10 protein-coding genes are annotated in these 12,635 nt (G+C 43.1%); 8 read left to right on the top strand and 2 right to left on the bottom strand.

Annotation, left to right across the window (positions count from 1 at the left end; all coding sequences use genetic code 11):
- Positions 1–8 precede the first annotated feature (8 nt).
- Positions 9–1,223 carry a XylR family transcriptional regulator gene (locus tag AC27EZ_RS13115; protein WP_487135743.1) on the top strand — a complete coding sequence of 405 codons (1,215 nt, stop codon included), beginning with the start codon at positions 9–11 and terminating at the stop codon, positions 1,221–1,223.
- Between the two features lie 28 nt (positions 1,224–1,251).
- On the top strand, positions 1,252–2,670 hold the full coding sequence (locus AC27EZ_RS13120; RefSeq protein ID WP_487135744.1) for a sugar porter family MFS transporter: 1,419 nt from the start codon (positions 1,252–1,254) through the stop codon (positions 2,668–2,670).
- Between the two features lie 391 nt (positions 2,671–3,061).
- Here AC27EZ_RS13120 and AC27EZ_RS13125 read toward each other — a convergent pair whose 3' ends face one another.
- A complete protein-coding gene (locus AC27EZ_RS13125; RefSeq protein WP_487135745.1) occupies positions 3,062–6,130 on the bottom strand; it encodes a TonB-dependent receptor in 3,069 nt (1,022 codons plus the stop codon).
- A 339-nt stretch (positions 6,131–6,469) separates the two neighbouring features.
- On the opposite strand from AC27EZ_RS13125, the gene AC27EZ_RS13130 reads away from it, so the two are divergent.
- From AC27EZ_RS13130 to AC27EZ_RS13155, 6 genes are all read left to right on the top strand, one after another.
- A complete protein-coding gene (locus AC27EZ_RS13130; RefSeq protein WP_487135746.1) occupies positions 6,470–7,378 on the top strand; it encodes a DUF4861 family protein in 909 nt (302 codons plus the stop codon).
- Positions 7,379–7,381: 3 nt separating this feature from the next.
- The gene (gene rhaM, locus AC27EZ_RS13135) at positions 7,382–7,696 is read left to right on the top strand and encodes an L-rhamnose mutarotase (protein WP_487135747.1); all 315 of its coding nucleotides are present in this window, start codon (positions 7,382–7,384) and stop codon (positions 7,694–7,696) included.
- Between the two features lie 177 nt (positions 7,697–7,873).
- The gene (locus tag AC27EZ_RS13140) at positions 7,874–9,031 is read left to right on the top strand and encodes an NAD(P) transhydrogenase subunit alpha (RefSeq protein WP_487135748.1); all 1,158 of its coding nucleotides are present in this window, start codon (positions 7,874–7,876) and stop codon (positions 9,029–9,031) included.
- A gap of 2 nt (positions 9,032–9,033) precedes the next feature.
- The gene (locus AC27EZ_RS13145; RefSeq protein WP_269520672.1) at positions 9,034–9,318 is read left to right on the top strand and encodes an NAD(P) transhydrogenase subunit alpha part 2; all 285 of its coding nucleotides are present in this window, start codon (positions 9,034–9,036) and stop codon (positions 9,316–9,318) included.
- Between the two features lie 13 nt (positions 9,319–9,331).
- Positions 9,332–10,714 carry an NAD(P)(+) transhydrogenase (Re/Si-specific) subunit beta gene (locus AC27EZ_RS13150; protein ID WP_487135749.1) on the top strand — a complete coding sequence of 461 codons (1,383 nt, stop codon included), beginning with the start codon at positions 9,332–9,334 and terminating at the stop codon, positions 10,712–10,714.
- 74 nt (positions 10,715–10,788) lie between these two features.
- Complete coding sequence (locus AC27EZ_RS13155) at positions 10,789–11,304, top strand: YgjV family protein (protein ID WP_487135750.1); 516 nt, start codon at positions 10,789–10,791, stop codon at positions 11,302–11,304.
- 27 nt (positions 11,305–11,331) lie between these two features.
- Here the strand turns inward: AC27EZ_RS13155 and AC27EZ_RS13160 are convergent, their stop codons facing one another.
- Positions 11,332–12,618, bottom strand: coding sequence for a sulfatase family protein (locus tag AC27EZ_RS13160; protein ID WP_487135751.1), 1,287 nt, complete (start codon positions 12,616–12,618; stop codon positions 11,332–11,334).
- Positions 12,619–12,635 lie beyond the last annotated feature (17 nt).

Raw genomic sequence — 12,635 nt, forward strand, 5'->3', positions numbered from 1 at the left:
AATCTGACATGTTCGAGAAAGCGCACAGTATTACGCTACTCCTTAATGCAAGTAAGATATTTGACAGACAAATAATTGAAGGTATTGGACGCTATCTTCAAGCATCAAATGCTGACTGGGATTTGTATTTAGAGGAAGATTTCTTAACCCGATTAGATCATTTCGACGAATGGCACGGGGATGGTGTTATTGCAGACTTCGACAACCCGGCTATTGAGAAGACATTATCAAATACCTCTGTTCCCGTGGTTGGTGTTGGAGGCTCTTATCAAGATAAAGACAGTTATCCAGCAGTACCTTATGTTGCAACAGATAACTACGCGTTAGTTGAAGCCGCCTTCGAACACTTAAGACAAAAAGGAATAGAGCGCTTCGCGTTTTATGGTAGCCCAATTAGTCACAATCAACGGTGGGCGCAAGAAAGAGAACAAGCGATGCTTAGCATCACTAAACGACATGGCTATGAATGCTATGTGTATCGCGGCCATGCGGTTAGAGCCGAAACGTGGCAGTATTCGCAAAAACGTTTAACAGACTGGCTTAAAAGCTTACCTGCGCCTACCGGTATAGTCGCTGTTACAGATTCTAGGGCGCGCCACCTGCTTCAGGCCTGTGATCATTTGGGCCTTTTGATCCCAGAGCGTTTTGCAGTCATCGGGATAGATGATGATGAGCTTACTCGCTTTTTGAGCCGGGTTAGCTTGTCTTCTGTTAGACAAGGTTGTCTGGAAATGGGATTTCAAGCTGCAAAAATACTGCACAAACAGTTAAAGGGAAGTACTTATAACGCCACACAACTGCTCGTTCCTCCCGTAACAGTTGCAGAAAGGCAGTCCACCGATTTTAAGGCAATTAAAGATCCTCTCGTAATGCAAGCATCTCACTTCATAAGGATGAATGCCTGTAGAGGCATAAAAGTAGACCAAGTGCTTGACCATGTGAGTATTTCCCGTTCGAACTTAGAAACCCGCTTTAAAGAAGAGCGAGGCCATAGTATCCATACTGAGATACACAACGAAAAACTCAACCGTGCATGTAGGATGCTAAAAGAGACCGATTTACACAGCAACGAGATAGCAAAACATTGTGGTTATCCCTCAGTTCAATATATGTATGCGCTATTTCGTAAGCACTTTGACCAAACCCCAGTAGAGTATCGCCAAAAATTGCAGCCTGATCATTATAAGAACCAGTCAGAAAGCTCGCTTACTAACATCTCCTAAATTATGACAATAACAGTAGAGAAACTACATGGACACAACAACTGTAAATGACTTATCACAAGAATCCACTAGCTCTGGGTTTATTCTCTTTATCACTATCGTGGCGACAATAGGAGGCTTCCTGTTTGGGTTCGATAGTGGCGTAATAAATGGCACTGTGGATGGTCTTCAAGCCGCTTTCAATTCAGAAAGTGTGGGCACTGGCTTTAACGTTTCTAGTATGCTTTTAGGTTGTGCCGTAGGTGCTTTTTTTGCTGGTCGACTAGCCGACAAGTACGGCCGAAAATCTCTTCTACTCGTCTCTGCTATTTTCTTTTTAATAAGTGCTTGCGGCTCAGGAATTGCTGATAGCAGTTTTGAGTTCGTCATTTATCGCATAATTGGTGGACTTGCAGTGGGAGCGGCCTCTGTGATGGCACCTGCATACATAGCAGAAGTGTCTCCTGCAAAATATAGGGGTACGCTAGCTTCTATACAACAAATAGCTATCATCGGTGGACTATTTACCGCGTTTCTTAGCAACTACTTTCTTGCCGATTATGCGTCAGGTTCAACGCAGAAACTATGGTTTGATTTTGAAGCGTGGCGCTGGATGTTCTGGATGGAAGTTGCTCCCGCATCACTTTTCTTAATTATGTTACTTTTCATTCCAGAAAGTCCGCGTTTCCTCGTTGTTAAACAGAAAAATGACCAAGCAAATTCAGTACTTCGCAAGTTGTACGGCAGCCAAGGAGCCAACAAACTTTCTGAAATAAAGGCTTCTTTATCCAACGACCAAAAGCCTCAACTAAAAGACCTAATAGATAAGCCTTCCGGCAAGTTAAAGTCGATTGTTTGGATTGGAATTGGACTAGCGGCGCTTCAACAGCTTGTTGGTATAAACGTCGTTTTTTATTACGGAGCGGTTTTGTGGCAAGCAGTAGGGTTTTCAGAGTCGGATGCTCTTCTGATCAATGTTATCAGCGGAGCTATAAGCATTGCAGCATGCCTTGTGGCCCTAGCAATCATTGACAAAGTAGGCCGTAAACCATTGCTCAAGTGGGGCTCTATTGGCATGACAATCACACTCACCATGCTAACGGTTGCGTTTTTAAACGCAGAGCAAAGTGCTGATGGCAAACTTGCACTAAATGAGTGGGGCCCCGTGGCACTTATAGCCGCGAACTTATACGTATTTTGCTTCAATTTTTCATGGGGACCGGTAATGTGGGTTATGCTTGGGGAGATGTTTCCAAACCTATTACGAGGTTCGGGCCTTGCTGTAAGCGGACTAGTTCAGTGGTCGACTAATTTTCTCATAACGTGGTCTTTCCCTATGCTGCTCGCTGGAATAGGTCTTGCCGGCGCTTATGGCCTTTATGCCATATTCTCACTGCTATCAATTGTATTTGTCATTCGCTATGTATACGAAACGAAAGGCCTAGAGCTTGAAGACATGAAGGGCTAAATTCAGCATTTAATTCGCTTTCTAACACAGGAGGCGAATTCATCGTTGTAGTACCCATGAAAGAATACGAGCGAGAACGCATCACAGATAGCAGAACCTACTGTAGGGAAATAGAAAAAGGCTTTTAGGTATTGTGCTCTGTTTTAAATGATTGACTAAAATAATATTCCCTTCAGGTGATACTGAAGGGAATAGGTATGATGCTAAAAAGTAGAAAGTTATATAACAGCATTTGGCTGGTGATGTGAGTGGTGTGATGAAAGGGTTGAATTCTCGTTATTCAAAAACGACCTCATTGGGAACAATGTTTCAGATAAATAAAAAACGCCCCTTACAAAGCAGTAAGAGGCAGTATTACAAACTAAAATGTACAACGCTGTAATTGCACGGACTAAAGGTTAGCTGTTACCCCTAAAACTATACGTCTATCTGTGAGGCCTTGTGCACATAGAAGCGCACCTTCGTTAACACACCACTCAGTTCGGTCTTCGCGTAACAGGTTGATACCGTCTAAACCCACTGTAAATGTGTCATTGATGTCATAGCTAACACTCATGTTAAGCTGTGCCCTATCGTCAACGATACGCGGCATATCAAAGCTTATTAGCTCTCCCGTTTTAAACGCTGAACGCCATGTATAGCGAGCGCGAACGCTTAAATCGTATTTATCGTAAAACAATGTAATGTTATAAGCATTTTGCGACAAATCTTCTAATTCAATACGCTCTTCCACGATATCATCGGCTAAGGTTGCCGTAGACTGATTAGTATCAGTCCTCCCCAAGAGTTTATTCAGTGCGTTAGCGTCTCCAGTAGCAGGACGGAAAGTCTCAATACCTGCACCCGACTCTTGATAGGTATAATTAGCTATTACCCCAAAACCTGATGCCCAACCAAGATCTTTTTCATAGGCCGATAAGTCGTGCTGAAACGTAAATTCAATACCTGTTTGAGTTTCCTCATTAGGTAGATTAATTGTGGTTTGAAGCGGTACACATATTCCCGTTCCAGGAACTGATGACCACACATTTCGATCGGTGACGGTTGGGTTATAAATACCGCCGCCTTCACATGGCGCCGTAATATCGCGTTCAATTTGCCCGTTATCGCCAATTGGCTCTTCCGGATTATCTCGAACTGCGGCAAAGATATCGGTTCGCTCTTTGTGAAAAAGACCCACGCTTACGAAGCTAGACTCTGCAAAATAATATTCTGCAGATAAATCATAGGATATTACTTCCTCAGGAGTTAACGACGGGTTACCTACTCTTACCGCTGCGCCAGCCCCACCAGGAAAGTTAATTGACGTGGAAAGATTATCAAAATTTGGTCTACGAATATCTTTCGCTACACCCGCGCGTATTACGACATCATCAATCACTTCAGAGACTATATTGAACCTCGGTAGGAAATAGTCATAGGAAGACGTTTCCTCACGTAACCCTGTCACTTGGCCGTTCTCAATGTTATTGCCTACTGAAGTCACTTCAGTGTCTATGTATCTTAAGCCTACATTTCCGCGAAAAGTAATATCGTTGATATAAAAGAAGTAGTCGCCCTGCAAATATAGTGCGCTAGTTTCTTCTTCAATATCGAAAAATGAATCTAACTGCAGTTCGGGCTCAGACAGCAATGGGTAGCCTTCAGTGATATTTCCGTTTGCAATTTGGAGCGCATTATTTTCTTCAATTGCTTGATTAAGCGCATTGATTACCGCGCTAGGATCGGAGAAAGAAAGGTCGCCATCAATGGTTAAATAGTTTTGAATATAAAGTCTTCGACCGTCTGCATCGTTAAAGTTAGATGGTCCTGCACCAACAATACTCGAAAATAAATCGGCAGTTGGCCGGTAAAAGGTCGTATTTGGATTAGAAAAGTTAGACGCAGTATTGATGTCATTGCTTAGCGCAGTATTTTTATTCCAGCGATAACCCGCTTTAATTCCTGAAAAGTACGGATTAAGGTCAGACACATCATAATCGGCGTCAATCCTGAACGCAGTTTCGGCGTTTTCTTGTGTATTACGCCCAACACCAACGCCTCTTAACGCATAGTTTGCTGGATTTAAAAGATCCTCATTTGACGGCCCAAATTCAGTATTTTGAGCAATACCGAACTGTAACGTTCTATCCGAAGCATCGAACTCCACCGGTACACCATTGTCTATGCTAAGCCCTTCTGCGGGCTGCGGCCCATTGGGATTTATGAAGTCTAGTGTTGTATTTAAACGGGGAAAGAATGAATCTGAGCTTGAGTAAGAAACTTCAGAGGAAAGCTTAAGCCTGTCGCGAAGCCACGTAAAACCGGTTGCGAAAACGTCGCTGTCTGTAAAGCGAGAGCCGGTATTAACGCTCGTTCTCAAGTTGGGATCAATATTGTTATTATTACTATCGACGCCTACACCTAACGTTCCGGAAAGTACCGCCTGTACTTCACCTAAATTTAACGGTCCGTTAGGTCCATCAATGGTTCCTAGGTTAATTGTCTCAAATGCAGTATTGTTTGTGTTATCCACTACGGCTGCACCGCCTGTCCCTGAGATAAATGCTCGCGAGCTCTTCTGAGCGCGTTCTTGCCTATTAAGCGTAGCATCGAAATAAAATTTGAGGTCGTCCACAGGCTCAAACTCTATTGAACCCGTAAAATTTTTCGTTTCATATTCATAGCGAGAAATGACTTGGTCTAAAAACTGTGTCCGCAAAAACGGAAATGCTTCTGCGCTGCCACTGCCAGAATCGGGTAACACCTCCCTATCTCTATCAAAACGTGGATCGAAAGAAGCTACCTGCTGCTCAGCATAACTTCCCGTCAATACAATACCAACACGGCCATAATCGGTATCATAACTATCACCAAATGTCCCCGAAACTCGCGGTGATGTTGCATCTGCTAAATCGCTGTTTTCTGCTTGGGCTCGCACAGATATTAAGCGCTCTTTAAGGCTTAACCCACGTAGCGTTCTCAGGTTTATTGTTCCACCTACCGAACCTTCTATCGTTTCAGCTGAAGGAACCTTGATAACTTCTAATGATGAAATAAGAGCTGCTGGCAAGTCATCAAAACCAATACCCGAACGGCCATTACCGCTTCCCACTGTCGAAACGCCATTTATTTCAACTCGATTAGCACTGGTACCTCTAATTTGAACGCCAGTACCAACACCAGCAGTGCGGTCAATCTGGACACCAGTTATGTTCTCTAAAACTTCAGCTAGGTTTTGATCAGGAAGCTTGCCTATGTCTTCTGCTTGAATAACCTCTTTTATACTATCTGCAGAACGCTTTTCAGCAAGTGCACTTGCTAACGCACTCCTTATCCCTCTTACTTCGATAACCTCTGTCTCTTTCTGACTATCTGCGCCTGAACCGGCATCTTGTGCGTAAGCGTTGCTTGTTAAGCAACCGATTGCAGAAGACACTGCCACTGCTATTTGCAATTTTTTCGCAGTCACTTTCAACATCCATACTCTCCCTTTAACAGTCATTGTCAATCAAACAAATCCACAATAGATCACAAAACAATCACTATCAACAAAATTGTTAACGAAACGTAAATATAAGGGGTCATTAATTTACATTGTTATAACCTGCCTCATCACTCATATTCTCTCGCTTATGCAGAGAAACAGGGGTAAAAAGTAAATATTCAGAAACTATCCGCGTTGCAATATCACTCTTATTAGTGCAAAATCAGTCACAAACAATCAAGGCGCTTAACTTTAAGCTTTTTAGGGTAATATAGCGCTTCAATTAAGACCCAGCTCACGGTGAAAGAGGGCTGCGTTCTTCAGGAGATGTTAATGTTTAATCGAAAGCACGTGTATGTAGCACTATCTATGTTAATGGGGTTATCAACCATTGGCTGTTCGTCTGACACTTCTGTGGATAAAGTACTAGACCCTAGCGCTGCACCGAAAGAAGTTAAAGCCTACGCAAAGTTTGTCCCTGAAAGGCGTGACGACTTTGCCTGGGAGAATGATAAGGTTGCATTTAGAGTATACGGACCGGCAGCTCCACTCGCGGGTCACGCCAGCGGTGTTGATGCATGGCTTAAGAAAGTCGATTACTCAATCATTGATAAATGGTATGCCATGCATTTTGCAGGCAAGTCATACCACGAAGATCGCGGTGAGGGATACGACCCATACCACACTGGCATTAGCCGGGGTGTAGGCGGGTCTGCCGTATGGATCAATGAAACGCCATACTATGCCCACAACTTCACTCAATATGAAATTCACGAAAACAATACCGACGAGGTACGTTTTACTCTGCACTACAAGTTTGAAACGCCATTAGGGCAAGTGGATGAAGAGAAAACCGTTTCATTAGCTCTCGGTTCAAGAATGTATGAAGTACAGTCGATATTTTCGCTAAACGGTGAGCCTGCATCTATTCCAATTGCTATTGGAGTAGCGACACATGACGAAAATGCGAAGGTATTTCAAAGTGAGAAAGATGGATGGGTTGCAGCATGGGAAATGATAGACGGACAGGGCCTAGGTACCGGCGCACTTATAGACCCCAGTAAAGTACAAAAAATTATTCATACACCATCTGAAATAAAAGATAACAGTCATATATGGCTAGTTACGCAATCATCCTCTGATGGCTCACTTAACTATTATGCAGGCTATGGGTGGTCAGGTGCTAACGAGATAACAACCTCGGCGCAGTGGCAAGAATACCTCAGTAAATTTGGGGGATAAAAGATGGAAAAGATCGCATTTGTAATGACACTAAGGCCGGGGCTCGAGCAAGAATACAAGAAAAGGCATGACGAAATATGGCCAGAGCTTGTCGAGGAATTAAAGGAAGCGGGTGTTTCAGACTACAGCATTTTTTATGAAGAGAGCTCGAATAAACTTTTTGCAGTGCTCAAGCGCGAAGAAAAACATTCAATGGATGATTTACCTGCCAAGCAAGTCGTAAAAAAATGGTGGGCGTTTATGGCTGATATAATGGAAACCCATGATGACAACTCTCCAGTAGTAACAGATCTTAAACGCGTATTTCATTTAGACTAAATCTCAGTAAGAAACTCAACTAATACGGTGCCACTCAACTAATAATAAAGGCGCCGTAGCGTAAGCGCCTAGTTTTTGCGCACGGTAGAGTTTCGTTTAAACGCATCAGTAAACGACAGAAAAGTATACTGAATGAGATTTCTCATTCTCCTCTATGTTTTAGGAAAGGAGATATAATTGAAAATCCTAATTTTAAACGAAGCTAAGCACTCATCAATGCTCGGGCATATTGAGCGGCGATGCGCCGCAACGCCTGCTACTGTGTCAAAGTTCTCTCGTAAAGGCATCACTATTTACGTGGAGAGCAATGCAGGCCTACTCTCACATTATACCGATAGCGAATATGAAGCTGCGGGCGCAACCGTAATTGCACATCCAGACGAGATAGTTGGCGAAGTAGACGTGCTAGCCTGTGTCAACAGTCCTGACGAAAAAACCATTTCAATGTTATCGGCCAACACAATCGTAATTGGTCATTTAGATCCATTTTTTCAGCCATCAATGATTAACAAATTAGCTGCGTCAAATTTGACAGCGCTTTCTGTTGAAATGATACCGCGTAGCTCTAGAGCACAAAAAATGGATGCGTTGAGTTCGCAAGCGAGCCTTGCTGGCTACGTTATGGTAATGAAGGCAGCCAATCACCTCCCATCAATATTACCAATGATGATGACACCTTCTGGCACTATTAAACCAGCTAAGGTTTTTGTGATAGGTGCAGGTGTTGCTGGTTTGCAAGCTATTGCAACTGCAAAAAGATTGGGGGCAAACGTGCTCGCTTACGACACCCGTCCCGTCGTTGCAGAGCAAGTAGAGTCTTTAGGCGGTAAGTTTTTAAAGGTAGATATTGGAGAGACAGGCCAAACAAAAGACGGTTACGCTAAAGCGCTTACTGATGAGCAAAAAAGTACTCTGGCGGAAGCGCAAAAAGAGGCTATCGCCACTTCGGATATCGTAATAACAACAGCCCAACTGTTTGGACGTAAACCTCCTGTTTTGATTAGTAAAGAAACACTGTCATTAATGAAGCCAGGAAGCGTTGTAGTCGATATGGCAGCGCTTTCGGGTGGTAATGTAGAAGGGTCGGAGCCTGGCGAGATTTCAGTTATAGAGCAAGTTACAGTCATTGGCTCTGGGAATTGGAGTGAAGAAGTCTCCAGAGCGGCAACAGACATGTATGCCAACAATATATTTAACCTTCTGGACGAATTCATTAGTGGCGAGCCTCCTCATTTTGAACTGTCATTCGATGATGAAATTCTTGCTTCATCTGTCATCACTCATGACGGAAAAATAACAAATGAAACACTAATCAAAGCATACGAGAGCGCGTAATTATGGAAATTATCTACTTACTATTTATTGTTTTACTTGCTGCTTTTCTTGGCTTTGAACTCATTCGAAAAGTACCGGCTACACTTCACACGCCCTTAATGTCAGGGTCTAACGCGATTTCAGGAATTACCCTAGTAGGAGCGCTAGTTGCATCTGGTTCAGACAGTAGCCTTTTGACAACCATCTTAGGCACAACTGCTGTTGCCTTAGCTAGCATCAATGTTATTGGTGGCTATCTAGTAACTGATCGCATGCTTGGCATGTTCAAGAAAAAAGAAAATAGCTAAGAGAGTGGCAGACATGAATTTAGAAATATTAATAAACTTTGCCTACGTAGTGGCTGCTGGGCTATTCATCTTCGGATTAAAACTATTAAGTCATCCATCTACTGCTCGCAGAGGCAACCTTGTATCAGCAGTAGGTATGTTCGTCGCAGTTGTTGTCACCTTGTTAGATCAACAGATTATAAGCTACCACTTCATTGTACTGGGTGTACTTGTTGGCGGCTTATATGGTGCATGGAAAGCCAAAAGTGTACAGATGACGCAAATGCCTGAGATGGTATCTTTGTTCAACGGCTTTGGCGGCGCAGCCTCAATGCTACTCGGATGGGCAACAATTAGCAGTATGTCTCAACAAATACTTGTTAACGCAAGCAGCTTCGTTTTCATTACGGTGCTACTAACGCTGCTCATCGGCGGTGTAACGTTCTCTGGCTCTGTCATAGCTTGGGGCAAGCTTTCTGGAAAGTTATCATCAAAAGCGCTCATTTTCAGCGGTCTTAGAGAGTTAAGCATATTGCATTTAGTTGCCATGGCCGTAGTCGGATATATGTTTGTCACAGATCCTGCTAACACCTTATGGATTTACGTTATCATCGCACTCGGATTGAGCTTTGGACTCTGGGCTACAATATCAATAGGTGGTGCTGATATGCCCGTTGTTATTGCACTACTCAATAGCTATTCCGGTATCGCAGCTACTGCCGCCGGCCTTGCTGTTGGCAATACCATATTGATAGTTACAGGTCTTTTAGTAGGTGCCTCTGGTTTAATATTGACTAATATCATGTGTAAAGCGATGAACCGCTCGCTGATGAATGTTTTACTGTCCGGCTTTTCCAAACCTATTGAACAAGGCGAGGTGATTACAGGCGAAATTAAAGTACTGTCACCTCAAGATGCATTTTATGTGCTGGAAGCAGCTCAGGCAGTGTTGGTTGTGCCTGGTTATGGTATGGCAGTTGCTCAAGCTCAGCATGCCGTGCGGGAACTGCATACCTTGCTAGAGAGCAATGGTTGTACTGTAGATTACGCCATTCACGCAGTAGCTGGGCGCATGCCAGGCCATATGAACGTGTTACTTGCAGAAGCCGATGTCCCGTACGATCAGCTTTATGAAATGGATGATGTAAATCCTCGCATGGAAAATTACGACGTTGTTATTGTCATTGGTGCAAATGATGTCGTCAACCCTGCGGCTAAAGAGATGAAAGGTAGCCCTATCTATGGCATGCCTGTTATTGAAGCGTATCGGGCCAAAACAGTTTTTGTTTTGAAGCGCTCTGCAAATGCAGGCTTTGCCGGTGTAGACAACCCGCTATTTTTTAAAGATAACACCCGAATGATCTTAGGGGACGCAAAAGAAACGATAAATAGCTTAATTCGTGAGTTTGGCGATTAAGTCGCAATACCTACCGGCTCGTGATTGTAGAGTCACGAGCCCAACTTTTAGCTTTTAGTCGGTAAAACACTATTATGCCTTATGAAGTCCTTGGCCAGATTTTTGGGCTGCTAGCCTTCTTAGTAGCCATTTATTCTTTTACCCACAAAAGCGACATCAAACTAAAGCTTAGTTTAATAGTCATGTTCTGCTTCCAAACTGCGCACTTTTTCTTTTTGGGCCCAGTAACCGGAACCATTGCTAATTTATTAAACTTTTTCCGAACTATCATCTCAATAAAAACCAATCACAAATATATTGGCACTTTATTTATCGCGATTAACATCGTCTGGGGATCCTTAAACGTTCACCAATTTATCGACCTCTGCCCTATTTTAGGCGCTTGCTTTGGCACTTATGCTATTTTTTATGCGTCTGGTATACGAATGAGGAAACTATTTATTTGCGGTGCGTGTTTCTGGCTTACCAACAATATTGTTTTAGGTTCTATCGGTGGGACGTTACTTGAAGTGACTGTAATAATTGCAAACAGCATCACAATCTACCGGTTACAAAAAGATATCGATATAGAAAAAGAGGAAAGCTTGTGAGTAAGCACCCACAAGCTTTTGAGATCTTTAATTTATAACATTTCGTTCCTTTAACGGATACCAGCTTTCTATTTCGCGCATTAACATATCAACTTTATTTGGATACTGCTCAGCTAAGTCTACTTGCTCATTCTCATCGTTAGCGAGATTATAAAGCCTAGGCCCAACTAACAATTCATCATGATACTTCTGATAGCTTACATTTTTGCCGTCGTAGCTTACAATCAACTTCCAATCGTCTTTAATTACCCAACGGTATAATAACGTCGATTCTACATCGTCTATGCCATCCATATCATGAGCAAAGCCCTCACCAAAGATTGCCTCTCTTTCAATCTGCTTTCCACCCCTTAAATTGTCGTACAGGTTGAGCCCGGGCAGTGATTCAGGCACATCAACACCTGCTGCACCTAAGATAGTAGGCACTATATCAATACTGCTTACCCTTTCTTGTCTGAACTCTGATTTGAACTGGGTTGGCAATGAGTAAATAATTGGCGTGCGAACCCCGCTTTCATTAGGGCTTTGTTTAGATTTAGGTAAAAATCTGTCTGTTTGCTTTGGATTGGTTATCCAGCCATTATCTGAAACGTAAACAATTAGGGTGTTATCTTTCAATCCTCGCTTTTCAAGGTGATCAAAAAGCTGACCGTTAGTTTCATCGAACCACTCAACCATTGCATAGTATTTAGCGATGGACTCGGGCAGATCATATTTCTCATACTTAGACAGAATTCGTTCAGGAGGCGTATGTGGTGAGTGAGGCATGAAAGGGGCATACCAAACAAAAAATGGCTTCTCTGCATCATGCGTGCGATCGATAAATTCAGTGATGGTATCCACACCCTGACGACCAATTTTTAAGCCTTCGTCGCCGTGGCGTCCACCTTCATTTGGAAAGCCTTGCGTCATCCCTTCATCAAAACCACCACGCTGAAAGCTTCCTTCCCACCATTTCCCCGTTTGCAGTGACACATACCCTTTTTCTTTGAGCAGTTCTGGCAACGTTTGAACAGTATCAATTTTAGCGATAATTTCTGCTCGCTGCTTACGATACTCTTCTCCCATTTTACCACCAGGCAGCTTTCGCGATGGATCATTGCCTGTAATACCATGCTGACTGGCATAGAGACCTGTTGCAATAGTTGCTAATGATGGACGGCAAAGTGAAGTTGGAACATAACCTTTAGTGAAGGTTACCCCGCTTTGCGCTAACCGGTCCAAACTTGGAGTTTGAACAATATCGTGACCCATAAAGCTATAGTCGTTCCACGCATGATCATCAGAGAGTATTAATAGTATATTAGGGGGCATGTTTTGCTCTTGCTCTG

It is taken from the genome of Alteromonas sp. 4NH20-0056 (assembly GCF_057539655.1).